We start from the raw sequence: 25,504 nt of genomic DNA on the forward strand, positions 1-25,504 counted from the left end.
TCATCGATTCTGGTCGGGGTTCCATTGGCTGTAGCTGTGCCCGCGCAGGAATTGCCACAGGCCCACGCTCATGCCGGCGAGGGTGACCAGCACGAAGGCGGCAAGGCGGAACGGGCGGGGCAGGCGCCGACGGGCGTCGAGCAGGCCGGCGATGGCCGCGGCGTAGCCGAGCAGTTGCAGGGCCAGGGTCAGGCGGTAGAAACCGGGCTCGGCGGCCAGCCACAGGTTGGCCAGCAGCAACGGCAGCAGCAGTACCGGGGCCAGACGCCGGAGCAGCTTGTGGCTGATCAGGGCAATGGCGTACAGGCCGTGGCGCGCCGGATTGAGCAGTTCGCGGCGGGCGGCCAGGCTCAGCAGGCCACCGACGGTGACGCGCTGACGGCGACGGAACTGCTTGTCGGCTTCGTCCACGCCCTGGTCGAGGACCACCGCCTCCGGCACGTAGACAATGCGCAAGCCGGCAGCGGGCGCGCAGGTGCTGATGAAGAAATCGTCGTTGACCTGTTTCGGAATCGGCTGGTACAGCCCCCGACGCAGTGCGAGCAGGGCGCCGTCGGCCGAGACCATGCAGCCGGTACGGTTCTCAACCTTGCGCACCCAAGCTTCGTAGTGGCGGTACAGGCTGTCGCCGATGCTCAGGCCTTTGCCCGGGTCGGGGATGATCATATGGCCTGCGGTGCCGCCGACTGCGGCGTCGGCGAAAGGGGCCAGCAGCAGGCCGAGGGTGTCGGTCGACCACTGGTTGTCGGCGTCAGTGAAAACCAGCAGGTCGCCGGTGCACACCTGCACGGCTCGGTTCAGCGCCTCGGCCTTGCCCAGGCGCGGCAGGTCCAGCACCTGCACGCGGGGATCGCCCAGGGCTAGGGCTAGCGCCACGGTGCGGTCGCTCGAGCCGTCGCTGGCCACGACCACCTGCAGTGCGGCGGCCGGATAATCCTGGGCCAGCACGCTGGCGAGCTTGGCTTCGACATGCCGCTCTTCGTTGTGCGCGGCGATCACCACGCTCACTCGCTGCGGCGGCAATGGTGAATGGGTGCGGCGGGCAAAGAACGGTGCGGCCAGGGTCAGCAGCAGGGGGTATCCGACCCAGGCATATAACGGCAGCAGCAGGCATAGCCAGAAAATGAACTCAGCCACGGGCGGGCCTCCTTGCGGTGCGGTTGAACAGGCTGAGGATGAAGGCCGCGCCGGCGAGGTGCAGGCGCAGCCAGTGCAGGCCCCAGAGCTGCAGCGTGAGCAGCGGGTCGCGCTGCCTGCGGCTCTGGCGCAGGCTGAGGAGCAGCGCGGGCACGGCGCTGACCAGCAGGAAGAACAGGGCGACATGGGGGAAGCCGTCGAGCAGCGCCGACAGGGCCACGGCGTCCAGCACCCAGGCGCCTATCGAAAGTATCGGGAAACGCAGCAGGCGCAGGCTCACGCCATGGCTGCGCAGCAATTGCAGGTGGCTGCCCTGGCGCCACATCTCCTTGCCCAGCCATTCGCGCCAGTTGGCCTCGTAGCCCCAGTGCAGCACCGCAGGCTGGCGCAGTACCCGCAGGCGCGCCCCGGACTCGTGCAGGCGCAAGGTGAAGTCCTTGTCTTCGCCGGTACGCAGGCGCTCGTCGAAGCCGCCGACCTGCTCGAACCAGCTGCGCCGCATCAACAGGTTGGGGGTGGGCAGCCATGTGCAGTCCTGCACCGTCTGGCCGGTGCGCAGGGTGCGCCGTTGCCAGGCCTGGGCGAACCACGGCGCGTGGCGCGGGGTGTCGCAGTCGAGGGCGAAGACATCGCCCTCGCCACGGCGTTGCAGGTCCAGCAGCAGGTCCAGCCAGTGTTCCGGGACCTCGATGTCGGCATCGAGGAAGGCCAGCCAGTCGCCTTGGCTGGCGTTCACGCCGGCATTGCGCAGGGCGCCGATGGCCACGCCCGGCACGCTCAGCACCTGGGCGCCATGGGCGCGGGCGATCGCCGGGCCGTCGTCGTTGGAGCCGTTGTCGACCACGATCAGCTCGCAGGCCAGCCCCGCCGCGCTGGCCGAGCGCCTTGCGGCGTCGAGGGTGCGGCCGATATGGCGGGCTTCGTTGAACATCGGGATGACGATACTCACCCGGCTCATCGGGCCACCTCCACGGGCTGCTGCTCACGTGACTGGCCGAGCAGCACGCTGGACAGCGCCAGCATCAGCCACAGGTACTTGTGGCTCGGGGCGCTGAGGAACATCAGGAACAGGCCGATCGCCAGCATGCTCATGGTCAGGTGGGTCATCAGGTCGGCGCGATCCGGGTCGCCGGCCTCGCGGAAGGCCGCGCGCGCCTGCCAGAAATTGCGCAGGGCCAGCACGATCATGCCGACGAACAGCAGGCCCGCCGGCAGCCCGACCTCGCTGAACAGCTCCAGGTAGGTGTTGTGGGCGCGGCGGTAGAGGTCGGTGGTCTTGCTGTTTACCGGGGCGAAGGCCTTGGAGAAACCGGTGTCGGCATAGTGCAGTGGGAAGGTACCCGGGCCGGTGCCCAGCAGCGGGCTATGGCTGATCATTTCCTTGCCTACGACGAGGTAGGAGGCGCGCCGCCCCAGCGATTCGTCCTGGTGCGCGTTGACCCCGGACTTGAGCAGCATCAGTGACTGGATGCGGTCGGCGTAGCCAGCGGGCATCAGGGCCACGCCCAAGGGCAGGACAATGGCCAGGCCGAGCATGGCGAAGCCCAGGTGGCGTGGGCGGATGCGCGTCAGCTGCTCGCGGTAGTTGTGCAGCACGATGCCCAGGCTGATCAGCAGTACTACCAGCCCCGAGCGCGACTCGGTCTTGGTCATGCCCACCAGCAGCAACAGGCAGCAACCGGCCCAGAACAGCTTGACCGGGATCTGCCGCGCCTTGATCGCCAGCCACAGGCCCAGGGGCATGGCGATGGTGATCAGCAGGGCGAATGCGTTGGGGTCGAGCATGGCCGAAGCGCGGCCCTGCTCCTGGTACTTGGTGGAGAAGATCGCGAACAGACAGGTCACGCACACGCTGACGGTGATCAGCCTTGCCAGCATTGGCAGGTTGAGGTCACGGCCGACCAGCAGGGTGATGACGAACACCACCAGGCCCACCAGCAGTTCACGCAGGTGCCCGCCCGACAGGCCCATGTCGTCGCTGGTCCATAGGCTCATCAGGTACAAGGCCATGAACGGCAGCAACAGACGCCATTGATTACTGCGCAGGCGCTCGCCGGGGAGTTGGCGCACCGCCAGTTGCAGGCTGAGGATCAGTACCAGGCCGATGCCCACCAGCTTGGCGCCGGACACCAGGCCGTCCTTGAGCAGGCCCTCCAGCGGCACCAGGGTAGCGATCGCCAGCAGGCCCCAGGCCGGCTTGCGGTACAGCGCCAGCACGCCGGCCAGGCCGATCACGCCGCCGGGGGCCAGGAACGGATAAGGGCTGGCCAGCAGACCCAGGCTGAGCAAGGCCACTACGGCCACCAGCGACAGGGGAATGATCATGCGACAACCTCCTCGGCCGTGCCCCGATACACTCGGGCCCAGCGTTGTGCCAGGGTCGGCAGGTGGTAGTGTTGGCGTTGAGTCTGGCGGGCTCGGGCAACCAGTTCGGCGGCCTGCTCGGGGTCTTGCAGTAGCGCTTCTAGATGCTCGCCCAGTTCGGTCGTGGCCAAGGGACGGGCAAGCAGGCCGTTGTGGCCGTGCTCGATCACGTCGGGGACACCGCCAACGCCGAAGGCCACCACCGGCACGCCATCTTGCATGGCTTCGAGCAGGATCATCGGCGTGCCTTCGGTGCGCGAGCTGATGACCAGCGCATCCAGGCGTTTCATCCAGCCGCGCATGTCGCGCTGGAAGCCCGGCAGGGTGATGCGTTCGCCCAGACCGGCAGCGTTGATACGCTGCTGCAGGGCTTCGCGCTCAGGGCCTTCGCCAAGCATCACGGCGTGGACCTGTGGGTGGCGCTGGCACACCGGGATCAGCGTGTCGAGGAACAGGTCGGGGCCTTTTTCGCTGGAGAGCCGGCCGACGTAGGCAGCGAGCCAGGGAGCGCCGCCTGGCTGTGCCGCGCTCACGCCATCCTTTGCCTGCGCTTCATAGATCTCGGGCAGCCCGTTGGGTATCACCTGCAGCTTGGTCGCTGGCACCCCGGCATCGCGATGGATGCGGGCGATGCTCTCGGCCACGCACACCACCGTCTCCACCCTCGGCGTGCGGCACAGTTGCAGGCTCAGCCAGGTGTAGAAGCGCTGCTTGCGGCTGCGCGGGGTAAATCCATGCTGGGTGCTGACCATCGGCAGGCGCAACAGGCTGGCGCCGATCCAGCCGAACAGCTGCCCCTTGAAGTTATGACTGTTGACCAGCGGACGTTCGCCGCGCTGCGCGCCAAGCGCCTTGAGCACCGCCCCCAGGCCCTGGCAGGTGTCGCACTCGACACCCGCCTCGCGAAAGCGCGCCACCAGTTCGGCCGGGGCATCGAGAAACAGCACCCGATGCCGCCCCGGGGTCGCCTGGCAGTGGTCCAGGAGCATGCGCTCGGCGCCGTAGAATCCGCCGCTGCTCAGCAGGTGCAGGATCGGCCGGCCGGCGTGCAGCGCGGCGTTCAATTGCGCACCCAGTGCCACAGGCGTGGCAGCGACCAGCTTTTATGCGGGTTGGGCAGCGCCGGAACCTGATCGTTGATCACCAGCAACACTGGCAGGCCCAGCTCGTGGTTGATTTGTGCCGGATGCTTGAAGCGGTGGTCGAAGAACTCCCTGACGTAGACCACGGCAATGGCCAGCAGCAGGCCGGTGACCAGGCCGAACGGGATGATCAGGCCGGGTTTCGGGAAGCTCGCCGCGGTGGGCTCGTAGGGGGCGCTGAGGATGCGCGCGTTGGACTGGCTGCCATCGAGCAGGCCTTGGCCGCGGCTTTCCTCGTAGCGCTGGGCGTAGGTGGAGAAGGCCTTGTGCAGGGCGTCGATCTCGGTATCCAGCTGACGCGTCTTGCTCTGGGTCTCGCGCAACTGGAGGATGCGCTTGCTGTAGTCGGCGATGCGCTGGGTCTTCTGCTCGATCACCTGTTGAGTCACGGCCAGGTCCTGCTGGCGTTCACGAATGCGGTTCTCGACGATCTTGAGGAACTGCGCGCGCAACTGGGCAATCTGTTGGCGGGCCATCACCATCTGGTCGGAGCCTGGCTGGAACACCGTGGCGTCTCCGTTGTAGCGCGCCAGCTGGGTGGTCAGTTGCTCACCGAGTTGCTTGATCTCGCGGTCTTCGAAGGCGACGTTGTCGACCGTGGTGGTGAAGGTGTAGGGGAAGGCGTAGTCGGCCATCTTCGCCTTGTTGGCCGCGGCCAGGCTGCTTTGCAGGTAATCCAGCCACTTCTGGTTCTGCAGCTGGCGGTCACGTTGCAGGTTGAGCGCCTGCTCTTCGGTGTTGATGGCGTTGAGGCGGAAGGTGATCTCCTCTTTGGGATCCGAAGAGCCGATGGCAGTGAGCAGCCCCAGGCGCTGGCTTTCCAGGTCGCCCAGGCGGGCCTGGTAGTGCAGCTTCTTCTGCTCGTAGAAGGCCTCGGGCAGTTCATTGGACTGCAGGTCCTGGCGGTTGGCCAGGAAGTTCTCCAGCAGGCGGCTGACGAACAGCGTGCCAAGCTTCGCGTCATTGGCGCTGTAGGTGATGGAGATCACGTTGGAGCCGGGCAGGGTCTCGACCTTGAGGTCCTTGACCGCCTGGTCGGTGAGGGTGTCGAGCTGGGTGTCGCGATCGTCTGCCACGGTGTTGCCGAACAGCTGGTGCAGGGGCTCGATCACTGCGTGACGCAGCGGGTCGAGCACGGTGCGCCGCAGCAGGCCGGGCTCGTCCGGATAGTGGCCTTCCTTGCGCAGCTCGCCGATGGTCTGGCGGATCAGGGTTGGCGAGCGGAGGATGTTGCTCTCGGTCTCCATGTCGGCCAGCGACGGCGGGATGAACTGGTCGGCCTGCTGGCTGAGCGCCGAGGTGGTGTCACTCTGCGAGAGTTTCTTGGACTGCACGATGACTTCGGCGGTGATGTCGTAGCTCTGCTTGAGCACCAGCGGCAACAGCACGGCGATCACCGCGAACACCAGGAACACCCGTTTCACCAACTGGCGGTTGGCGAAGAAGATGCGGAAGAACTCATGCACATAGTTTTCTTTCGGTTGCGTGGTCATGGTCCGTCCCCCGGTCAGTTGTTGCTTTCTTTATTGTCGACGCGGTAGCTGAAGCTGAAGCCGAAGCCCTGGAACAGCACCACGTCGGCCAGTTGCCGGGACAGCTCGGCGGCGCTGGCCAGCTTGGTCTTGGGTACGTAGAGCATGTCCTCGGGCTGCAGGTAGGCGAGCTTCTGGCTGCCGCCGGAGAGCGCCTGGTCGACGTCGTAGTTGACCGCATGCACGGTATTGCCCTCGCGACGCATGATCACCACCGAGCCGAGCTTGGCCTTGAGGGTCGGGCCGCGGGCCAGGGTCAGTGCCTCGAGCACAGAGATGGGGCGGCGGATCTGGAAGGCGCCGGGCTGGCCGACTTCGCCGAGCACGTATATCTCGTTGGCGGCGGTGGACTTGAGTAGCACGTCCACGCTCATGCGCCCTGGCAACGTGGCGTAGCGCTCGTTGAGGTAGTCGCGCAGCTGGTTGACGGTCATGCCCTGCAGCGGCACCGAGCCGATTTCCGGGAAGGTGGCGCGGCCGTCGTTGCCCACGGTGATGTCGCGGCTCATGCCGGTGCCGGGATGGCTGAGGGCATTTTTCAGGTTGACCTCATCGGTCATTGGGCTCATAACCCGCACGGTGACCTGGTCACGGTTGGGCTTGAACACCCGCTTGTCCTGGTAGGCCTGGCGGATGGCGCTCTCGGCTTCGCCCGGGGTCATGCCCTCGACGCGCACCGCGGCGTTGGTGCTGGGCAGGGTGATGGTGCCATCAGGCTGCACCAGCTGGTTGCCGTTCAGGCCGCTGGCGGCCATGAAGTTCAGGTCCAGGGTGTCACCGGACTGGATCCGGTAGACCCCGGCCGAACGGTTGCTGACGTGGAAGATCACTTCCAGCACGTCCTGCGGCCGCAACACCTGTTCGCGGCGGGCGACTTCGGTGGCCTGGCTCTCGGCGGGAGGCGCGGTGAGGATCTGCACCGGCATCTCGCGGTTTTCCTGGCTGGCGCAGCCGGCCAGGGCCAGTACGCACAGGGCAATCGAGGGATATCTCATGGCGTTCATCCTGTGCGGCCTCTCAGAGATTTTCGTACAGCCACTTGGGCATGTAGTACTTGCGCTTGTTGAACACGCTGCCGATCAGCCGCGCGCCGGCCTGGGTCAGGCGCTGGCTGGCGGCCTGGGCTACCTCCCAGCGGGTCTCCTCGGCGCACACCACCAGGATCACGCCGTCGACCAGGGTGCCGATCACCAGGCTGTCGGCGCTGGCGTAGATGGCCTCGCCGTCGATCACGACGAAGCGGTACTGGTTGCTCAATTGGTGCAGCAGCACGCGCAACTGCTCTGGGTCGAGACGGTCGCGGCCGCGTTTCCACGTGCCCACCGGCAGCACGTCGAACGGCTGATCGGACAGGCGCACGATGCAGTCCTGGGCTAGCGGTGGGGTGTCCTGATTGAACAGCAGGTCACTGTAGCCGCGCAGTTTGGCCAGCCCCAGCTGCTGGCTGAGGCCGCCAGGCGCCAGGCTGGCATCGATCAACAGCACGTTGCCCGCGCTCATGAGGGCCAGTTGGCTGGCGAAGGCCAGGGCGCTGGTGCTGGTGCCACTGCCGGTGTTGGCCGCGGTCAGCAGCAAGGTGCGCTGGTCGAGGTCGAGCACGGTGGCGGTCAGGTTGGTCTCGCTTGGGGTAGCGATAGTCAGGCTTCTCGAGGATGAACCGTCCATCTCAGCTTGCTCCGTGGCCAGTGAAAACTTTGAACGGGGTCTTGAGCAGGATCTTCAGGTCCAGCATCAGGCTCTGTTCGTTGATGTAACTCAGGTCCAGCTCCACACGTTGGTCGAAATCGATATCGCTGCGCCCGGAGATCTGCCACAGGCCAGTCATGCCCGGGTAGATCGACAGCCGCGCCAGGTGGTTGTCGTGGTAGCGGTAGGCGTTGAAGGAAGTGGGGCGCGGGCCCACCAGACGCATGTCGCCGGTGACCACGTTGATCAGGTTCGGCAGTTCGTCCAGGCTGCTTCTGCGCAACCAGCCGCCGACCGAGGTGATGCGCGGGTCCTTGTCGATCTTGAAGTCGATGGCATCGGCGCCATGCTTGTTGAGGTGGCGTACCGAATCCTTCAACGCTTCGGCGTTGGCCACCATGGTGCGGAACTTGAACATGCCGAAGGCGCGGCCGCGGTAGCCGGTACGTTTCTGCACGAAGAACACCGGGCCCGGGCTGGACTGCTTGATCAGCAGCGCCAGCACCAGGAACAGCGGCGACAGCAGCAGCAGCAGGGTCAACGCGGCCAGGCACGACAGCACGCGGTTGGTGCGTGACAGGGTCCAGGGGCGGCCACCGACGCGGCCGGTGATCCAGCCGCGGCCCTGCATGTGGATGGCGGCATCGATGCGCTGCCGGTGCGCCGGGTCCATGCGTTTGTCCTGGTATAGCGCCTGCAGTTGCGCGCTCTTGGGTTGTCCTGTCATACCGCCCTCCGTTGATCTGGCTGCTCTCCCGTGGGCGCCGCTTCGCTGGCGGCGGGCGAGTAGTAGCTCTTGAACCAGGCGACGAAGCGCCTGAGCCCCTCATCTAGGCCTATCTGTGGGGTGAATCCGGTTACCCTGGCCAGGGCGCTGGCATCGGCGCAGGTGGCCAGGACATCTCCTGGTTGCAGCGGCAGCAGTTCGATCACCGCGTTGCGCTGCAGGTGCTTCTCCAGCAGCGCCAGGTAGTCGAGCAGCTCCACCGGACGCTGCCCGCCGATGTTGTAAAGCCGCCACGGTGCGTGGCTGCTGGCCGGGTCCGCAGCGAACGCATCCCACTGCGGGTCGGCGGCCGGGGGCAGGGGGATCAGCCGTACCAGGCTCTCGACGATGTCGTCGATATAGGTGAAGTCGCGCTGGTGGCGGCCATGGTTGAACAGCTGGATCGGCCGCCCTTCGCTGATCGCCCTGGCGAACTGCATCGGCGACATGTCCGGGCGGCCCCAGGGGCCGTACACGGTAAAGAAGCGCAGGCCGCTGCAGGGAATTGCGTACAGGTGGCTGTAGCTGTGGGCCATGGCCTCGTTGGCCTTCTTTGTGGCGGCATACAACGACAGCGGGTGGTCCACGGCGTCTTCGACCCGATACGGCGTTTGCTGGTTTGCGCCGTACACCGAACTGGACGAGGCGTACAGCAGGTGCTGGACCGGGTGCCGGCGGCAGCCTTCGAGCACGTTGAGGAAACCGGCCAGATTGCTGTCCAGGTAGGCCTGCGGGTTCTGCAGCGAGTAGCGCACCCCGGCCTGGGCCGCCAGATGCACCACGACGTCCGGGCGTTCGCTGGCGAACAGCCGGGCCATGCCGTCGCGGTCGCCCAGTTCCAGGCAGTGCAGCGGGAAATCGCCCGCCGTCTGGCGTACCCAGTGCACGCGGGCATGCTTGAGCGACGGCTCGTAGTAGTCGTTGAAGTTGTCCAGCCCCACCACTTGGTGCCCTTCAAGCAACAGCTGGCGGCAGGTGTGGGCACCGATGAAACCGGCCGCGCCGGTGACCAGCACTTTCATGGCGCATCCGCCTGCGGACGAACCTGACGCAGGCCGATGCCGCTGTAGTGGAGGCCGTGGGCGGCCACCTGCTCGGGGTTGTACAAGTTGCGACCATCGATGATCACCCGCGCGCGCAGCTTGCTGGCCAGCATCGAGAAGTCCACTACGCGGAAGTTCTTCCACTCGGTGCAGATCACCAGGGCGTCGGCGTCCTGCAGCGTGTCATCGCGGGTGGCGCACAATTGCAAGTCGTCGCGGTAGCCGTACAGGCGCCGGCATTCATCCATGGCTTCGGGGTCATAGGCGCGCACCGTGGCGTCTTCGGCCCACAGTGCTTCCATCAGGTAGCGGCTGGGCGCTTCGCGCATATCGTCGGTGTTGGGCTTGAAAGCCAGGCCCCACAGGGCGATGGATTTGCCCGCCAGGCCGCCGAGGCGTTGCTTGAGCTTGGCGAAAAGGATGCGCCGTTGCTGGTCGTTGACCTCGCTGACACTCTGCAGCAGGCGTAGCGGCATGCCGCTGTGGGCCGCGGTGTGAAGCAGGGCCTTGATGTCCTTGGGGAAACACGAACCGCCGAAGCCGCAACCGGGGTAGATGAAGTGGTAGCCGATGCGCGGGTCGGAGCCGATGCCGCGGCGTACCGCCTCGATGTCGGCACCCAAGTGTTCGCTGAGGTTGGCCAGCTCGTTCATGAAGCTGATGCGGGTGGCGAGCATGGCGTTGGCGGCGTACTTGGTCAGTTCGGCGCTGCGGTTGTCCATGAACATCAGTTTTTCGTGGTTGCGGCAGAACGGCGCGTACAGTTCGGCCAGCTGGTCATGGGCAACTTCGTCGAGGGTGCCGACGATGATGCGGTCCGGGCGCATGCAGTCGGCCAGCGCACTGCCTTCCTTGAGAAACTCAGGGTTGGATACCACGCGCACTTGCAGTTGCCCCTTGCCCAGGCGCTGTAACTCGTCGCGGGCCAGCGCCATGACCTGGTCGGCGGTGCCCACCGGCACGGTGGACTTGATGATCAGGGTGTGGTCGGTTTCCATCAGCGCGGCGATCTGCCGGGTGACATTGAGCACATGGGTCAGGTCGGCCGAACCGTCCTCGTCGGGTGGCGTGCCGACGGCGATGAAGATCAGCTCGGCATGGCTGACGGCGTCACTGGCCTGGGTGCTGAACAGCAGGCGACCTTCCTTGATGTTGTCCTCGAGCAGGTCCGACAGGCCTGGCTCGCTGATCGGCGGCACGCCCTGACGTAACTGGTTGATCTTGTGGGTATCGACATCCACGCACAGTACCCGGTGACCTACGTCCGCCAGGGCTGCTGCCTGTACCAGTCCGACATAACCGGTGCCAAAAACGCTCACGTCCATGCGCGGTGCCTCGAATGGATGAGTAAGGGAGATGAAACAGTGGTGTGAATTGGGTATAGCTCAGCTCGGTGGAATTGCGTCAAAGCAATGGCATGTTTCGTCGCATTTACAGACGCCAAGCAAACGGGCCATCTGCCATCAACCCGTTTCCAATCCGTGTGTTAGCGAACATAGCTAGTGGCAATTGGCCGTTCGGCGAACCGATGAACGGTCCAATCCAGCGTAATAAGCGGGTTGTGGACGATAGAGATAATCAACAACAGGTTGCGAGAGGTGCCAGATTCCGGTGTCGGTATGTCGTCGGAATTTTGACTTTTCTGCGTTGTGGTTTGTTTCACAGCTGCTACGGTTTGAGAAGAATTCCATGACCGGAGTGGCCGAAACATGCGCGGATGGATCAAGTTTTTACTGCTGTTGGTCTATCTGGCCAGCTTTCATGCCTATTACCGTGAGCGCATAGAAGCGTTGGGTATTGGCGTGCCGCTAGTGTTGTACTTGGGCGTGTTCGCGGTACTGGCCGTGGCGTTGCTGCTGGCGGCGTTCACTCGCCCAGGGTGGCTGCGCTGGGGCTTGGCCTTGGCGTTCACGATCAGCGCGATCTTCCTTGATGCTTATGACCGCATCACCGATTCGTACCTGACCTATAGCGCCTTCGTCTCCATGGTCTATGCGGGTGGTTTCGTGCAAGAGGCGCTGCAGCAATATCATTACGCCATAACCCTTGCAGCGGCACGGGCGCTGCTGTTGCTGCTGGGCATTGGCCTGCGCCCCGGGCCGACGCCGAAGCTGCCGCGCCTGCTGCCACCACTGGCGCCGGCACTGGCCTTGCTGGCGCTGGTCGCCATCCTGTTCGTGCGGGCCGGTGAGGGGGCCCGCGGGCTGCCGGTGATGTACACGCCGCTGGCCTACCTGAGCCTGTTCACCTACGAGACCCTGCAGGACCATGTCGGGCCACGCCAGCCCGTGACCCTTGCCCAGTCAGGCCGGCCGATGGCGCGGGACATCGTGCTGCTGATCGACGAGAGCATCTCGGGCAACTACCTGGACCTGAACACCCCGGCCGGGGTCCCCAGCCATCTGGCCCAGGCCCAGCCCGGCGTGCAGATCGTCAATTTCGGCTACGCCGCCTCCATTGCCAACTGCAGCGCCGACACCAATGTCACCCTGCGCTATGGCGGCACCCGCGCCGACTACCTGCGCATCAACTCGACACTGCCATCGATCTGGCAGTACGCCAAGCGCGCGGGCCTGGAGACGGTGTACATCGACGGGCAGCGCACGGGTGGCAATTTGCAGAACCTGATGACCGAAACCGAGAAGCGCGATATCGACCAGTTCATCCAGTTCGACGACACCCCCGTTGTGCAGCGCGACATGGCGGCGCTCGATCGGCTGGTTGTGCTGCTCAAGGATGCCAAGCCGCACCTGATCGTGGTGAACAAGGTCGGCGCCCACTTCCCGGTGCACGACAAATATCCGGACGACTTCCTCAAATACCAGCCCGCGTTGCCCCGGGGCCACTACGTCGATATCGCTGACACCGGCACCCGCGACGGTTTCGATGGCCGCCCGCAGGACTGGGTGCTGTACCGCAATGCCTACCAGAACACCGTGCTGTGGAGTGTCGGCGAATTCTTCCGCCGCCTGTTCGCCGAGGCCGACCTCAGTCAGGCCGTGGTGTTGTACACCTCCGACCATGGCCAGGACCTGCATGAGCGCGGCAACCCAGGGCTGAACACTCATTGCGACAGTGACCCGGTGCCGGAGGAGGGCCTGGTACCGCTGGTGGTGATCCAGGGGCAGGGCCTCAGGACACTGGATTGGGAAGGCAACCTGGCGGTGAACCGTAATGCCTCCAGCCATTACAACCTGTTCCCCACAATGCTGAAGCTGATGGGCTACGACGACAAGGCGGTCAGCGCGCTCTACGGGCAGTCGCTGGACATGCCGACCGACGATCCGTTCACCTTCAACGTGCGCTTCAATGCGCGCCTGGGGGCTAAGCCGGATTTCCGTCACATCGACCTGGGCCAGGTGGTCACCCCCGCCAGTGTCCTGGCGGGGCAACCGATGCCGGTAGGCAAGGCGGACTGACGTCAGAAGTCGATGCTTGCGGACAGCTGCACGGTGCGCGGCGCGCCCAGGCCCAGGCTGGTGAGCAGCGGCATGCCCCAGTAGGCCTTGTTGGTCACGTTCTCCACCGTGCCACGCAAAGTCACCGGGTGGTCGGCCACCTGCAGCCGGTAGCGGGCACCGACGTCGTAGATGGTGTAGCCGGGAGTCGACTGGCTGTTGTCGTCGCTGATGTACTGCTTGGACACGGCCGTGGCGTTGGCGGTCAGGGTCAGGCCTTCGAGTACCGGGGTATCCCATTCCACGCCCAGCTTGCCCTGCAGTTTTGGCTGGCCGGTGGCGGTCTTGCCTTGCTCGGCGGGGTTCTCGGCCTTGGTCACCTTGGGATCGAGACGGGCCACGCCGCCCATCAGGCGCACATCGGCCACCGGTGTGCCGAAGAAGCTCCACTCGAGCCCGCGGTTACGTTGCTCGCCGCCGAAGGAGAACACTTTGGTTACCGGGTTGGTGAAGCTGCTGGGGCGTTCGATCTGGTACAGGCTCAAGGTGTGGGCGAAGTCACCGAGGTCGAGCTTGATGCCGACTTCCTTCTGCTTGGACTTGTACGGGGCGAACACCTGGCCGGCGTTGGGCGCGGTAAGCGGGGCGACGGCGCCTTTGCTCAGGCCTTCGATGTAGTTGGCGTACAGTGACACCTCGTTGGTGACCTTGACCAGCACCGCCGCCGCCGGGGTGGTGGCGCTTTCGTTGTAGCGACTGGTTTGCGCGCCGGTGTCGACATTGAAGCTGTCGGTCAGCACCTGCTGGCGGCGCACGCCCAGGGTGAGTTGCAGGCGCTCGTCGAAGAACGACAGGGTGTCGGCCAGGCCGTAGCTGCTCAGGCGTGATTCGGTGTGGGCGATGGCGGGGTAGCTCCTGGCGGCCTCCGGGCCCCAGACCGGGTGGTAGATGTTGGTGATCCACTCGGCCCCCGGAACGTTGCGCCGGCCATAGTCGCGCTGCTTGTCCGAGTAGTGCGTGGCATTGAGCGACCACTGGTGGCCGACGCCGAAAGTGTCGAAATGGCCGCGCAGGCCGGCTTCGCCCGAGGTCTTCTCCAGGTCGATCTTCAACTGGCCCATGCGCGTCTCGAAGTCGCCGGCGGTGTTGAGCACTTCTGCGAGCATGGTGCCGCTGTACTTGTAGTCGGTCTTGCTGGTGCCGGCCGCGGCATAGGCCATGAGGTTGTCGTTGAGGTCATATTCACCGCGCACGATCACGCCCTTGTCGCGGGTCTGGACGAACCCCCAGTCCGGGTTGAGCAAGGTGTCGGACTTTGGCGGCCTGGGCACGGGCACGCCTGCGGCCAGGCCGATGCCGCGGTTCTGGCCCCTGACCCGGTCCTCGCTTTCGTACAGGTCGGCGGACAGCCGCGCGCGCTCGCCACGCCAGTCCAGGCCCAGGGCATTGAGCTCGGCCTTCATGCGCTGGTGGGCGGTGGCGGTGTCGCCGTCGCGGTAGACGCTGTTGAAGCGCACGCCGAACTGTTGTTCCTCCCCGAAGCGACGGCCGACGTCCAGATGCCCGCCGAACTGCGCGTCCGACATGTAGGTGCCGGTGATCCGCGTCAGCGGTTCGGCGCCCGCGCGTTTGGGCACCAGATTGATGCTGCCGGCCACCGAACCGCCTGGCGGCATGCCGTTGAGCAGGGCGGACGGGCCCTTGAGCACCTCGACGCGCTCGAACATCTCGGGCGAGATCCGGTAGTAGGGCGCCATGCCGTACAGGCCACCGATGCTCACGTCACTGATGTTGGAGTTGAAGCCGCGGATCGAGTAGTTCTCGCTGTAGGTGCCCTTGAGGCCGTTGCTGAACACCGACGGATCGGTGGCGGCGATCACATCGGTGATGGTCTGGGCCTGGGTGTCCTCGATGTACTTCTCGGTGTAGCTGATGGTGCTGAACGGCGTCTCCATGAAGTCCTTGTTGCCCAGCAGCCCGACCCGGCCGCCCGAGGCCACCTGGCCACCGGCGTAGACCGGCGGCAATGCACTGGGGGCGTCCAGGCTGCCCTCGATTCGCGTCTCAGTCAGCTCCAAGCTGCCGTTGATCTGGCCCTGTCGGGATTTTTCCACTTCCTCGGTCTGCGCCGCAGTCACGTCCATGGACACGCCGCCCAGGCCAAGCAGCAAGGCCATGTGCACGGCGGTGAAAGTGCGATTGAGGTCGAAGTGGGGCACAGCCGGCTGCTGCGCCGGGCTGACACGTTGTTGCGACATGCTGGATTCCTTTCGATTCGCAAGTAAGTGAAGGCATTCACTAGGGATTCCGAATCAGAAAGGTAAAACCTCAATGCTAATCGTTATCATTCCAGGAGGTGTTGGTCTTAAGTCGCCGGCAGTGCCAGTGGGTGCATGGCGCGAAAGCTCTGCGCCTCTTCCACCAACCAGTCATGCACCGCCCGCGCCCCAGGCTGGCTCAACCCGCCCGGGGGATACAGCAGCACATAACGCTTGTGGTTGGCGATCGGCACCCCGAACGGCACGATCAGCGCGCCGCGCTCCAGTTCGTCGTTGAGCAGGGTGCGCCGGGCGATGGCCACGCCGACACCGGCGATGGCGGCCTCGATGGTCAAGTGGTTGCGGTTGAACGTGTGCCCACGGCGCACGTCCAGCCCACTGGCGCCGATGCCGTCGAGGTAGAACTCCCATTCGGCGTATTCCGAGCTGCCGCGCCAGGCGGTGATGTCATGCAGCAGCGGGTAGTGGGCCAGGCCGGCCGGCCCGTGCAGGGGCGGGCGACCACGCAGCAGGGCAGGTGAGCACACCGGGAAGATCTGCTCGTCGAGCAGAGGCGTGGAGAGCATCCCCGGATAGCTGCCATCGTTGAGGTCGATGGCCAGGTCGAAGTCTTCCGGGTGCAGCGCCTGGTTGCTGTCCTCGGCCACCAGGCGCAGCTCGATGTCCGGATAGCGTTGCTGGAAGCGCGGCAGGCGCGGGGTCAGCCACTTGGCCAGGAACGAGGGAATCGAACGCAGGCGCAAGGTGCCGCGGATCTCGCCGGCATCCAGGCGCAACAGCTCGGCCTCGATGCTGCCGTAGGCTTCGGCCACGGTCTGCGCCAGGCGTTGGCCTTCGGCGGACAACTCGACGCCGCGAGCACGGCGCAGGAACAGACGAAAGCCCAGGCGCTCCTCGAGCTGCCGCATCTGCTGGCTGACCGCTCCGGGGGTGATGTGCAGCTCTTCGGCGCAGCGGGTGAACGACAGGTGTCGCGCCGCACAGGAGAACACGTGCAGCCAGACGAACACCTGGCCATTCAATGGCCCTTTCATTGTTTAGTCCTGCTAAAGGCTTGTGTAGGAAGTTTCGTTGGTCAAGCTGGCCTGAGCGCGGCAGTATCGCGCAACTTGGCAATACCGCTCAAATTTTTTGGAGAGCCGTGGCGTGTCGCAGATCGCCGCCACGGTCAGGCATTAGCATGGCTATCAGTGTTTTCGACCTTTTCAAGATTGGCATCGGCCCGTCCAGCTCCCACACCGTCGGCCCCATGCGCGCCGCGGCGACCTTTGCCCAGGCCCTGCGCGAGCGCAGCTTGCTGGCCCAGGTTCGGCGGGTCGAAGTACGTCTTTATGGCTCGCTGTCGGCCACCGGGGTCGGGCATGCCACCGACCGTGCCTGCCTGTTGGGGCTGATGGGCCAGTGGCCGGACCGGATCGACCCGCACAGCATCGAGCCACGCATCGACCAGCTGATGCAGGAGCAATGCCTGATGCTCGACGGCAGTCATCCGGTCGACTTCCAGTTCAGCCGCGACATGCGCCTGCTGGACGAAAGCCTGGCCTACCATCCCAATGCGATGACCTTGGAAAGCTTCGACGAGCAGGGCAGCCAGTTCAGCCAGACCTATTTTTCAGTGGGCGGCGGCTTCATCGTCGAACAAGCTGAGATCGATGCGCCTTCGAGCGACGAAGGCCTGGTCGAACTGCCTTACGAGTTTTCCAGCGGTGCCGAACTACTGGCCCTGTGCAAGGCCCACAACCTCAGCGTCAGTCAGTTGATGCTGGCCAACGAGTGCGCCTGGCGCCCGGAAAATGAAGTCCGCGAAGGCCTGTTGAAGATCTGGGCGGCGATGGGCGAGTGCGTCGACAACGGCCTGCGCAACGAAGGCATCCTGCCGGGCGGGCTCAAGGTCAAGCGCCGGGCGGCGCGCCTGCACCGCAGCCTGCAGGAGGTGGGCAAGCCGAACGTGATCGGCTCGACCCTCAGCGCCATGGAGTGGGTCAACCTGTTCGCCCTGGCGGTCAACGAAGAGAACGCCGCCGGCGGGCGCATGGTCACCGCGCCCACCAACGGCGCAGCCGGCATCATCCCGGCGGTGCTGCACTACTACATGAAATTCAACCCCGGCGCCTGTGACGACGATGTGGTGGCGTTTCTCCTGGCCGCTGCCGCAGTGGGCATCCTGTGCAAGAAGAACGCTTCGATTTCCGGCGCCGAAGTCGGTTGCCAGGGTGAAGTGGGCTCGGCCTGCTCGATGGCTGCCGCAGGGCTCGCCGAGGTGCTTGGCGCGACCCCGCCGCAACTGGAAAACGCCGCTGAGATCGCTCTGGAGCACAACCTCGGGCTGACCTGCGACCCGGTGGGGGGGCTGGTGCAGATCCCGTGCATCGAGCGCAATGCGATTGCCGCGGTGAAGGCCATCAACGCCGTGCAGATGGCCTTGCGTGGCGACGGCGAGCACTTCATCTCCCTCGACCGGGTGATCCGCACCATGCGCGATACCGGCGCGGACATGCACGCCAACTACAAGGAAACCTCACGCGGCGGCCTGGCCGTCGCGTTCGTCGAGTGCTGAAAAACAAGCGCTGACTGCGTGGGGGCGGGCGTGCTCCCACAACGTGCCGCAAAACCTGATTGAACCTGCAACACCCGCTGTACCTGCGACAAAAACAACTACAAGGCGATACCCATGACTGATGTACAAAGCACCACGAGCGTTCGTGCGCATTCGGCTGCCCCGGCTTCGGCCAGTGGCTCGACCACCTGGAACCGCCACGACACTACCTGGGCCCTGGGCCTGTATGGCACGGCGATCGGCGCCGGCACCCTGTTCCTGCCGATCAACGCCGGGGTCGGGGGCTTCTGGCCGCTGCTGATCCTGGCGCTGCTGGCCTTTCCCATGACCTTCTTCGCCCACCGCGCCCTGACGCGCTTCGTGCTGTCCGGGCGCAAAGGTGGCAACGAGGACATCACCGAGGTGGTGGAGGAGCATTTCGGCGTGGGTGCCGGCAAGCTCATCACCTTGCTGTACTTCTTCGCCATCTTCCCGATCCTGCTGGTCTACAGCGTGGCATTGACCAATACCCTGACCAGCTTCTTCGAGCACCAGCTGCACATCGGCGCGCCGCCTCGAGCGCTGTTGGCATTACTGCTGATCTGCGGGTTGATGATCGTGGTGCGCTGCGGCCAGCAGATCATCGTCAAGGCCATGAGCGTGCTGGTGTATCCCTTCGTCGCCTCCTTGCTGCTGCTGGCGCTGAGCCTGATCCCCAACTGGAACGGCGCTTTCTTCGCCCAGGCCAACGAGGGCATCAGCGCCTCGAAGCTGTTGCTGACCTTGTGGCTGGCGATTCCGGTGATGGTGTTCTCGTTCAACCATTCGCCGATCATCTCGGCCTTCGCCGTCGACCAGAAGCACCGCTATGGCCATGATGCCGACCGCAAGAGTGGCCGGACCTTGGCCACGGCCCATGTGATGATGGTGCTGACAGTGATGTTCTTCTGCTTCAGCTGCGTGCTGGCCCTGAGCCCGGCGGACCTGGCTGCGGCCAAGGCGCAGAACATCTCGATCCTGTCGTACCTGGCCAACCACTTCCAGACCCCGGTGATCGCCTTCGTCGCGCCACTGATCGCGCTGGTGGCAATCACCAAGTCTTTCCTCGGCCACTACATCGGTGCCAGCGAAGGCTTCCAGGGCATGATCGTCAAGAGCCTGCGTGGGCGCGGCAAGACCTGGCCGGCCAAGCGCCTGGAGCGCGCCACCGCGTTGTTCATGCTGGTGACCTGCTGGGCGGTGGCGACCCTGAACCCGAGCATCCTCGGGCTGATCGAGAGCCTCGGTGGGCCGGTGATCGCCTGCCTGCTGTTCCTGATGCCGATGTACGCGGTACAGAAGGTACCAGCGTTGCGCCAGTACTCGGGCAAGCTGTCGAATGTGTTCGTGGTGCTGATCGGCTTGACCACGCTGTCGGCGATCGCCTACAGCTTCATGGCCTGACCTAAGACGCGGGGCAAGCCCGCTCCCACGTGAACGCGTGGGGGAGGACTTGCCCCGCGGACCGTTCAGATCAGACGCTTTCCAGGTGCCTGATCGCGGCCTTCAGGCGCTCCGCTGGTTGCGGTTGATCCTGGTGGGTGATGTCCGGCGCCTTGCGCACGCGGCCATGCTGGTCGACCCAATGGCCGTTGATGAAGTAGCGGTAGCTGGCGGTGCCGGCATTCCAGCCCTGGTCGAGCAAACCCTGCAGGTGGAAGGTCTGGGCAATCTGGCTGAGTGGGCCGCTTGGGCTGCCATCCAGGTGCAGGACAATCGACGGGCTACCCGCAGGCGCGAACGGCAGTTCGCTGTAGCCACCCCACACCTTGGCCTGGAACACCTGAACCGGATGCGTGGCCCGGATGATGGAAGCCCTGCCTGTAACCTTCTTCTGCACGGTATTCACCAGCAGGTCGAGGGTCAGGATCGGTGCGCCGAGCAGCCCGTTGCTGACGTTCAGGCGGGTATGAAAAAGTCCGAAGGACATGCTGATTCTCCTTGTCTGCTCAGGCTTTCTTGGCGGCCTTGGCGGCCGGGCTTTTGGTCGAGGCGAGGGCCTGTTCCAGGGCTTTGCCCACGGCACCGCTGGTCAGATGCTTGATTTGCGCGACATCACCGGTGGCGATCACTGCCTCCACGGTGGCGTTGTGCAGTTCGGTCGTCAGGTCGACGTTCGCCAGCGTCTGGATGCGCTTGAGCTCCAGCACGACGGGTACGTTGTCCACCTCGATCCAGCGCTGGCCGTTGTAGTAGCGGTAGCTGGCCGTGCCTTTCTGCCAGTCCTGGTCGAGCAGCGCGCGCAGTTCGAACTGTTCCGGCGAGTTGGCGTGTGGGCCGCCATGGTTGCCACGCACCGTCAGCAGGATCTTGCCTTCGCTTGGCGGCTGCACGGTGAGGTAGCTATAGGTGCCCCAGACATCCAGCGCCAGCTCCAGCGGTGGGTTGGTGGTCTGGGTGATCAGCGCGTGGCCGTTGACGCTGCGGTCTGGCGTGTAGACCAGCAGGTCGAGCTGCAGGCGCGGGGCACCTGGCGCGTTGGTACCAATGAGGTAGGACACCGGGAAAAGACCTTCCGACGGTGCGAGCAGCGATTCAGACATGATTGCCTCCGTTGCATTCGATGAATGAAAAACCAATAGCCATTGCGGCGCAGGCGGGCGAAGCGGCGGAGGAGGTGGGAGACCGGGCGGGGAGAACAGGCTTGCCCGGTGCGAGCAGCTGTTGGCAGCCGGCTTGTGCAGCCATCCCTGGTACGCGGTGCCGCCTGCCTGGCAGCCCGCTTGAGTTAAGCAGGCCGGCCAGGCAGTGATGGCATTTTTACAGCATGGCCGACGGGCGGTCGCGCATTGACCATTTGGTCACTTACTTGGCTTTCTGCTGCAGGGCCACGAAGCTGCGGCGCATGTCGCTGGCCCAGCCATCGAGCACCGGTTTGACGTCGTTCAGGGTCAGCTGCGTGGTGTCGTTCTCCAGGTCCTTGCCACTGCCCTTGCGCACCACCTGGGCCAGCACATTCTGGCTGGCGCCATCGAGGAAGGCCGCTTCCACGGCGATGTCCACGGCCTGGTCGCGGCCTCCGGCGGCGGTATTGACCGCTGCGGCGACCAGGGCGATGGGGATCACTTCATAGGGCTTGAGGCCTTCGGTGCTGGTAGAGACCGCAGTGATCGCCGGGCGCACCACGATGGTATTCGGGCCGGGCTCCTTGACCAGGGTAAGCACGCTGCCCAGTTCGCGACGCATCGCTTCGTTGAAGTAGCGGGTGATCTCTTGCAGGGTCTGCGCCGAGATCACGTTGGTCGGCTGCGGCTTTGGGTAGAACTGGCTCGGTTCGATGAACACCTTGGTGTACTGGCTGGCCTTCACGTCCGGGTCGATCCAGCGCATGACCGGCGCCCCGGAGATGCTTTCGGCCGGCTTCAGGCGGCTGTAGTCCTTGAGAAACCCGGAGTAGTCCTTGGGATCGACCCGGTTGCTGGAGCAGGCAACCAGGGCCAGCAGAGCAGCGCACAGCAGGGTAGTGCGAGGCAGGTGCTTCATGATGACGAGGTCCATGAGGGAAGGGGCCAGAACAACGCTAGCAGGTGGTGGGCCGAAGGCCAGTTTCCGGGTCTTTGATGGGCTGTGTAGTAACCCCAAGTGACGCTGAATCACAGGCATTACAGGGCCGTCATCCCAGCGCCTCGCGCAAGCGATACCACAGCATCCCCAGCGCCAGCAGCGGCGAGCGCAGTGCCTTGCCGCCGGGGAAGGTCAGGTGCGGCACCGCGCGGAACACATCGAAGCCGTGGCTTTGCTCGGTGGCGATGGCTTCGGCGAGCAGTTTCGCGGTCCAGTGGGTGACGTTCAGGCCATGCCCGGAGTAGCCCTGGGCATAGAACACGTTGGGGTGCTGGCTGAGCCGGCCGACCTGGGGGAAGCGGTTGGCGGTGATGCCGATCATGCCGCCCCATTGGTAGTCCAGGCGCACCTCGGCCAGTTGCGGGAACACCTTGAGCACCTTGGGCCGCATGTAGGCACCGATGTCCTTGGGGTCACGGCCGGAATAGTGGCAGGCGCCACCGAACAGCAGGCGGTTGTCGGCGGTCAGGCGGTAGTAGTCCAGGCCCACTTTCTGGTCGCACAGCGCCATGTTCTGCGGGATCAGTGTACGCGCCAGGTCTTCGGGCAGCGGCTCGGTCGCCACCACGTAGCTGCCCGCCGGCAGCACCTTGCCAGTCAAGCGTGGCTCTAGTTCGTCAAGGTGGGCGTTGCAGCCGAGTACCAGGCTCTGCGCGCGCACCTGGCCGCGGGCGGTGTGCAGGGTGACCGTACTGCCATGTTCTATGCGCAGTACCGGGCTCTGCTCGAAGATGCGCACTCCCAGGCCATGGGCGGCGCGGGCTTCGCCCTGGACCAGGTCGAGCGGGTGCAGATGGCCCGAGCCCATGTCGACCAGGCCGCCGGCGTACAGGTCGCTGGCGACGATCTCGTGCATGCGCTCAGGGCCGACCAGGCGGGTCTCGTGCGGGTAGCCCAGTTCGGCGAGGTCGCGTTGCTCGTCCTCGAATGCGGAGAACTGGGCAGGGGTGTTGGCCAGCTCGCAGAACCCCCAGCGCAGGTCGCAGTCGATGCCATATTGCGCGATACGGCGGGCGACCAGCGCCACCGAGTCGATCCCGGCCTGCTTGAGGTAACGCACGCCGTCCTGGCCGACGTGCCGGGCAAAGCCCGAGACGTCATGGCCGATGCCGCGGATCAGTTGCCCGCCATTGCGCCCGCTGGCGCCCCAACCGATGCGGCGAGCCTCCAGCAGGATCACCGAGAGGCCGCGTTCGGCCAGCTCCAGGGCCGCGTTGACCCCGGTCAGGCCACCGCCGACCACGCAGACATCGGCCTGCAGGTCCTGGTCGAGCGCGGGGTAGGTCGCCGCCTGGCGCGCCGAGGCGGCGTAGTAGGAGGCAGTGTGTTCAGTCATGTGAGGCATGGGTGTGCTCGGCTCAGCGATTGGACTTGATCTTGCTCCAGGAGCGGGTCATCTGCCGCAGGATCGGCGGGCTCTGCATGCTCGAGACATACAGTTTGTCCAGCACCTCCTGGGGCGGGTAGATCTCGGGGTTGTCGACCAGCGCCGGGTCCATGTCGGCCTTGGCGTCGGGGTTGGCGTTGGCATAGCCGACCGTGGCACTGACCTTGGCGATCACCTTGGGGTCGAGCAGGTAGTTGATGAAGGCCAGGGCCTGCTCGGGGTTCTTGGCGTCCTTGGGGATGGCCAGCAGGTCGAACCACAGGTTGCTGCCTTCCTTGGGAATGCTGTAGGCGACCTTGACGCCGTTGCCGGCCTCTTCGGCGCGGTGCGCGGCCTGCAGTACGTCGCCGGAGTAGCCGAAGGCGATGCAGACATCGCCATTGGCCAGGTCCGATACGTACTTGGAGGAATGGAAGTAGGTGATGTATGGGCGCAGCTCCAGCAGGCGGGCCTCGGCTTTTTTGTAGTCATCGGCCTTCTCGCTGCGCGGGTTCATTCCCAGGTAGTTGAGCATGGCGGGGTAGAGCTCGTCGGGCGAGTCCATGAACGCCACGCCGCACTGCTTGAGCTTCTTCAGGTTCTCGGCTTCGAACAGCACGGCCCAGGAGTCGATCCTGTCGATGCCCAGCACCGCCTTGACCTTGTCGACGTTGTAGCCGATGCCGTTGGTCCCCCAGAGGTACGGTACGGCGTACTGGTTGCCCGGGTCGTTCTGCTCCAATTGCTTGAGCAGTTTCGGGTCCAGGTGCCGCCAGTTCGGCAGCTTGCTGCGGTCCAGCGGCAGGAACGCGCCGGCCTGGGCCTGGCGCGCGAGGAAATGGTTGGAGGGCACGACCACGTCGTAGCCGGTGCGCCCGGCAAGCAGCTTGCCCTCCAGGGTTTCGTTGGAGTCGAACACGTCATAGACCACCTTGATCCCGCTGCTGGCCTGGAAGTCGGCCAGGGTGGTGTCACCGATATAGTCGGTCCAGTTGTACACGCTCACCGTCGGCTGGGCCTGGACGGCTGCGCCGAACAGCAGGGCGAAGGTTGCGGGGATCAAAGCTTGCGGATGACGCATGTCGACACCTCGTTGGTCTTGTTCTTGGAGTTCGGTGGTGTAGGGGCTGCTGTGCAGCCCCAAAGCGGATCACACGCTGAGCAGCAGGAATTCGCGCTCCCACGAGCTGATCACGCGCTTGAAGTTCTCGTGCTCGGCGCGCTTGACCGCGACGTAGCCCTGGACGAACTGCTGCCCGAGGTACTGCTGCACCTTTTCGCAGTCTTCCATGTGCTGCAACGCGTCCTCGATGGTGATCGGCAGGCGCAGGTTGCGCCGCTCATAGGCGCGGCCTTGTACCGGGGCGCTGGGTTCGAGTTTCTCGACCATGCCGATGTAACCGCACAACAGGCTCGCGGCGATGGCCAGGTAGGGGTTGGCGTCGGCGCCGGGCAAACGGTTTTCCACGCGCATCGCTTCGGGGCTCGAGGTTGGCACGCGCAGGCCGGCGGTACGGTTTTCCTCACCCCATTCGACGTTCACCGGCGCCGAGGTGTCGGGCAGGAAGCGGCGGAACGAGTTGACGTTCGGCGCGAACATCGGCAGCAGCTTGGGGATGTACTTCTGCAGGCCGCCGATATGGTGCAGGAACAGCTCGCTCATGCTGCCGTCGTCATTGGCGAAGATCGGCTTGCCGGTGGCGATGTCGACCACGCTCTGGTGCAGGTGCATGGCGCTGCCTGGCTCGTCGGTGATCGGCTTGGCCATGAAGGTGGCGGTGACGTTGTGCTTGAGCGCCGCCTCGCGCATCGTGCGCTTGAACACGGTTATCTGGTCGGCCAGGTCCAGGGCGTCGCCGTGGCGGAAGTTGATCTCCATCTGCGCCGGGCCGTCTTCATGGATCAGCGTGTCGAGGTCCAGGCCCTGGATTTCGCACCAGTCGTAGACGTCCTCGAACAGCGGGTCGAATTCGTTGGCGGCATCGATGGAAAACGACTGACGGCCACTTTCGGCGCGGCCCGAGCGGCCCAGCGGCACTTGCAGCGGCAGGTCAGGGTCCTCGCAGCGCTGGGTCAGGTAGAACTCCATCTCCGGCGCGACGATCGGCTGCCAGCCCTTGTCGGCATACAGCTTGAGCACTTTCTTCAGCACGTTGCGCGGCGACAGCTCGATCGGGTTGCCCTGCTTGTCGAAGGTGTCGTGGATGACGATCGCGGTCGGTTCGATGGCCCAGGGGATCTGGTACACCGCCGTGGGGTCGGGGCGGCAGACCATGTCGATGTCGGCGGCGTCGAGCAGGCTGTAGTAGATGTCGTCATCGACATAGTCGCCAGTGACAGTCTGCAGCAGCACGCTTTCGGGCAGGCGCATGCCGCGCTCATGGAGGAACTTGGCGGTCGGGGCGATCTTGCCGCGAGCGATGCCGGTCAGGTCGCTGATCACGCATTCGACTTCGGTGATCCGGTGTTCTTTCAGCCAGGTGGACAGCTGATCGAAGGGGGCGTTCATACAAACCTCTTGGTTGGGTAGTTGTGGTGGGACGCAAGGCGTTCAGTGCCGAGGGGCACTTCCCACAGGTGACGCTGAGGACTATCTTGGTCGCTGCGCCCCAGGGCGATCTATCCACTTTCTTCGGCAACGAATGCACCAAA

General features: G+C 65.0%; 21 protein-coding genes. 3 read left to right on the plus strand and 18 right to left on the minus strand.

Features of this window, described 5'->3' with window-relative positions; all coding sequences use genetic code 11:
* Genes LU688_RS13130 through LU688_RS13175 form a run of 10 tightly spaced genes read right to left on the minus strand, consistent with a single transcriptional unit; the run spans nt 1 to nt 10,995 of the window.
* Complete coding sequence (locus LU688_RS13130; protein WP_038706027.1) at nt 1–1,137, minus strand: glycosyltransferase family 2 protein; 1,137 nt, start codon at nt 1,135–1,137, stop codon at nt 1–3.
* Complete coding sequence (locus LU688_RS13135; protein WP_038706028.1) at nt 1,130–2,095, minus strand: glycosyltransferase family 2 protein; 966 nt, start codon at nt 2,093–2,095, stop codon at nt 1,130–1,132. Before LU688_RS13135 ends, LU688_RS13130 begins: the two co-directional genes overlap by 8 nt.
* Nucleotides 2,092–3,462 (minus strand): O-antigen ligase family protein, encoded by a 1,371-nt coding sequence (locus LU688_RS13140; protein WP_104443952.1) that lies wholly within the window; start codon nt 3,460–3,462, stop codon nt 2,092–2,094. The genes LU688_RS13135 and LU688_RS13140 overlap by 4 nt, the downstream gene beginning before the upstream one ends.
* Nucleotides 3,459–4,565 carry a glycosyltransferase family 4 protein gene (locus LU688_RS13145; RefSeq protein ID WP_232888009.1) on the minus strand — a complete coding sequence of 369 codons (1,107 nt, stop codon included), beginning with the start codon at nt 4,563–4,565 and terminating at the stop codon, nt 3,459–3,461. The genes LU688_RS13140 and LU688_RS13145 overlap by 4 nt, the downstream gene beginning before the upstream one ends.
* Nucleotides 4,562–6,136: a GumC family protein gene (locus LU688_RS13150; RefSeq protein WP_023630804.1), complete on the minus strand. Its 1,575-nt coding sequence runs from the start codon at nt 6,134–6,136 to the stop codon at nt 4,562–4,564. Before LU688_RS13150 ends, LU688_RS13145 begins: the two co-directional genes overlap by 4 nt.
* Before the next feature lie 14 nt (nt 6,137–6,150).
* Nucleotides 6,151–7,170 (minus strand): polysaccharide biosynthesis/export family protein, encoded by a 1,020-nt coding sequence (locus tag LU688_RS13155; protein WP_160291188.1) that lies wholly within the window; start codon nt 7,168–7,170, stop codon nt 6,151–6,153.
* Between the two features lie 22 nt (nt 7,171–7,192).
* Nucleotides 7,193–7,840, minus strand: coding sequence for a CpsD/CapB family tyrosine-protein kinase (locus tag LU688_RS13160; protein WP_023630803.1), 648 nt, complete (start codon nt 7,838–7,840; stop codon nt 7,193–7,195).
* 1 nt (nt 7,841) lies between these two features.
* Nucleotides 7,842–8,588, minus strand: a complete 747-nt coding sequence (locus LU688_RS13165) for a sugar transferase (protein ID WP_023630802.1) — start codon at nt 8,586–8,588, stop codon at nt 7,842–7,844.
* Entirely contained in the window at nt 8,585–9,649 is a 1,065-nt protein-coding gene (locus LU688_RS13170) for an NAD-dependent epimerase (protein WP_038706031.1), read from the minus strand. Before LU688_RS13170 ends, LU688_RS13165 begins: the two co-directional genes overlap by 4 nt.
* Entirely contained in the window at nt 9,646–10,995 is a 1,350-nt protein-coding gene (locus tag LU688_RS13175; protein ID WP_023630082.1) for a UDP-glucose dehydrogenase family protein, read from the minus strand. Before LU688_RS13175 ends, LU688_RS13170 begins: the two co-directional genes overlap by 4 nt.
* Nucleotides 10,996–11,379: 384 nt before the next feature.
* On the opposite strand from LU688_RS13175, the gene LU688_RS13180 reads away from it, so the two are divergent.
* The gene (locus tag LU688_RS13180; protein WP_038706032.1) at nt 11,380–13,089 is read left to right on the plus strand and encodes a sulfatase-like hydrolase/transferase; all 1,710 of its coding nucleotides are present in this window, start codon (nt 11,380–11,382) and stop codon (nt 13,087–13,089) included.
* Between the two features lie 2 nt (nt 13,090–13,091).
* On the opposite strand, the gene LU688_RS13185 is transcribed toward LU688_RS13180, so the two are convergent.
* Both LU688_RS13185 and LU688_RS13190 read right to left on the minus strand, forming a co-directional pair.
* Nucleotides 13,092–15,326, minus strand: coding sequence for a TonB-dependent receptor (locus LU688_RS13185; RefSeq protein WP_232888008.1), 2,235 nt, complete (start codon nt 15,324–15,326; stop codon nt 13,092–13,094).
* 107 nt (nt 15,327–15,433) lie between these two features.
* Complete coding sequence (locus LU688_RS13190; protein WP_046855778.1) at nt 15,434–16,381, minus strand: LysR substrate-binding domain-containing protein; 948 nt, start codon at nt 16,379–16,381, stop codon at nt 15,434–15,436.
* A 146-nt stretch (nt 16,382–16,527) separates the two neighbouring features.
* Between LU688_RS13190 and LU688_RS13195 the strand changes: the two genes are divergently transcribed.
* Together LU688_RS13195 and LU688_RS13200 are read left to right on the plus strand one after the other, a co-directional pair.
* Nucleotides 16,528–17,904 carry an L-serine ammonia-lyase gene (locus tag LU688_RS13195; RefSeq protein WP_094011231.1) on the plus strand — a complete coding sequence of 459 codons (1,377 nt, stop codon included), beginning with the start codon at nt 16,528–16,530 and terminating at the stop codon, nt 17,902–17,904.
* Between the two features lie 114 nt (nt 17,905–18,018).
* Nucleotides 18,019–19,326, plus strand: coding sequence for a serine/threonine transporter (locus LU688_RS13200; protein ID WP_023631248.1), 1,308 nt, complete (start codon nt 18,019–18,021; stop codon nt 19,324–19,326).
* Nucleotides 19,327–19,396: 70 nt separating this feature from the next.
* Here LU688_RS13200 and LU688_RS13205 read toward each other — a convergent pair whose 3' ends face one another.
* The 6 genes from LU688_RS13205 to LU688_RS13230 form a co-directional block, all read right to left on the minus strand.
* A complete protein-coding gene (locus tag LU688_RS13205) occupies nt 19,397–19,852 on the minus strand; it encodes a DUF1842 domain-containing protein (protein ID WP_023631249.1) in 456 nt (151 codons plus the stop codon).
* A 19-nt stretch (nt 19,853–19,871) separates the two neighbouring features.
* On the minus strand, nt 19,872–20,465 hold the full coding sequence (locus LU688_RS13210; RefSeq protein WP_094011233.1) for a DUF1842 domain-containing protein: 594 nt from the start codon (nt 20,463–20,465) through the stop codon (nt 19,872–19,874).
* A 262-nt stretch (nt 20,466–20,727) separates the two neighbouring features.
* Nucleotides 20,728–21,405 carry a DUF3313 domain-containing protein gene (locus LU688_RS13215; RefSeq protein WP_094011261.1) on the minus strand — a complete coding sequence of 226 codons (678 nt, stop codon included), beginning with the start codon at nt 21,403–21,405 and terminating at the stop codon, nt 20,728–20,730.
* 130 nt (nt 21,406–21,535) lie between these two features.
* Nucleotides 21,536–22,831, minus strand: a complete 1,296-nt coding sequence (locus tag LU688_RS13220; RefSeq protein ID WP_110605022.1) for an NAD(P)/FAD-dependent oxidoreductase — start codon at nt 22,829–22,831, stop codon at nt 21,536–21,538.
* 13 nt (nt 22,832–22,844) lie between these two features.
* A complete protein-coding gene (locus LU688_RS13225; RefSeq protein ID WP_023631637.1) occupies nt 22,845–23,933 on the minus strand; it encodes a polyamine ABC transporter substrate-binding protein in 1,089 nt (362 codons plus the stop codon).
* Between the two features lie 69 nt (nt 23,934–24,002).
* Complete coding sequence (locus tag LU688_RS13230) at nt 24,003–25,361, minus strand: glutamine synthetase family protein (protein WP_028689491.1); 1,359 nt, start codon at nt 25,359–25,361, stop codon at nt 24,003–24,005.
* Nucleotides 25,362–25,504 lie beyond the last annotated feature (143 nt).

It is taken from the genome of Pseudomonas soli, assembly GCF_021283165.2.
Taxonomy (GTDB): Bacteria; Pseudomonadota; Gammaproteobacteria; order Pseudomonadales; family Pseudomonadaceae; genus Aquipseudomonas; species Aquipseudomonas soli.

Bases quoted from the DNA above. Each gene is read 5' to 3' on its own strand.
- LU688_RS13210 (WP_094011233.1), bottom strand. From the start codon at position 20,465: ATGTCTGAATCGCTGCTCGCACCGTCGGAAGGTCTTTTCCCGGTGTCC.
- LU688_RS13175 (WP_023630082.1), bottom strand. From the start codon at position 10,995: ATGGACGTGAGCGTTTTTGGCACCGGTTATGTCGGACTGGTACAGGCA.
- LU688_RS13185 (WP_232888008.1), bottom strand. From the start codon at position 15,326: ATGTCGCAACAACGTGTCAGCCCGGCGCAGCAGCCGGCTGTGCCCCAC.
- LU688_RS13220 (WP_110605022.1), bottom strand. From the start codon at position 22,831: ATGCCTCACATGACTGAACACACTGCCTCCTACTACGCCGCCTCGGCG.
- LU688_RS13135 (WP_038706028.1), bottom strand. From the start codon at position 2,095: ATGAGCCGGGTGAGTATCGTCATCCCGATGTTCAACGAAGCCCGCCAT.
- LU688_RS13205 (WP_023631249.1), bottom strand. From the start codon at position 19,852: ATGTCCTTCGGACTTTTTCATACCCGCCTGAACGTCAGCAACGGGCTG.
- LU688_RS13230 (WP_028689491.1), bottom strand. From the start codon at position 25,361: ATGAACGCCCCCTTCGATCAGCTGTCCACCTGGCTGAAAGAACACCGG.
- LU688_RS13190 (WP_046855778.1), bottom strand. From the start codon at position 16,381: ATGAAAGGGCCATTGAATGGCCAGGTGTTCGTCTGGCTGCACGTGTTC.
- LU688_RS13165 (WP_023630802.1), bottom strand. From the start codon at position 8,588: ATGACAGGACAACCCAAGAGCGCGCAACTGCAGGCGCTATACCAGGAC.
- LU688_RS13160 (WP_023630803.1), bottom strand. From the start codon at position 7,840: ATGGACGGTTCATCCTCGAGAAGCCTGACTATCGCTACCCCAAGCGAG.
- LU688_RS13155 (WP_160291188.1), bottom strand. From the start codon at position 7,170: ATGAGATATCCCTCGATTGCCCTGTGCGTACTGGCCCTGGCCGGCTGC.
- LU688_RS13200 (WP_023631248.1), top strand. From the start codon at position 18,019: ATGACTGATGTACAAAGCACCACGAGCGTTCGTGCGCATTCGGCTGCC.
- LU688_RS13170 (WP_038706031.1), bottom strand. From the start codon at position 9,649: ATGAAAGTGCTGGTCACCGGCGCGGCCGGTTTCATCGGTGCCCACACC.
- LU688_RS13140 (WP_104443952.1), bottom strand. From the start codon at position 3,462: ATGATCATTCCCCTGTCGCTGGTGGCCGTAGTGGCCTTGCTCAGCCTG.
- LU688_RS13150 (WP_023630804.1), bottom strand. From the start codon at position 6,136: ATGACCACGCAACCGAAAGAAAACTATGTGCATGAGTTCTTCCGCATC.
- LU688_RS13225 (WP_023631637.1), bottom strand. From the start codon at position 23,933: ATGCGTCATCCGCAAGCTTTGATCCCCGCAACCTTCGCCCTGCTGTTC.
- LU688_RS13215 (WP_094011261.1), bottom strand. From the start codon at position 21,405: ATGAAGCACCTGCCTCGCACTACCCTGCTGTGCGCTGCTCTGCTGGCC.
- LU688_RS13180 (WP_038706032.1), top strand. From the start codon at position 11,380: ATGCGCGGATGGATCAAGTTTTTACTGCTGTTGGTCTATCTGGCCAGC.
- LU688_RS13195 (WP_094011231.1), top strand. From the start codon at position 16,528: ATGGCTATCAGTGTTTTCGACCTTTTCAAGATTGGCATCGGCCCGTCC.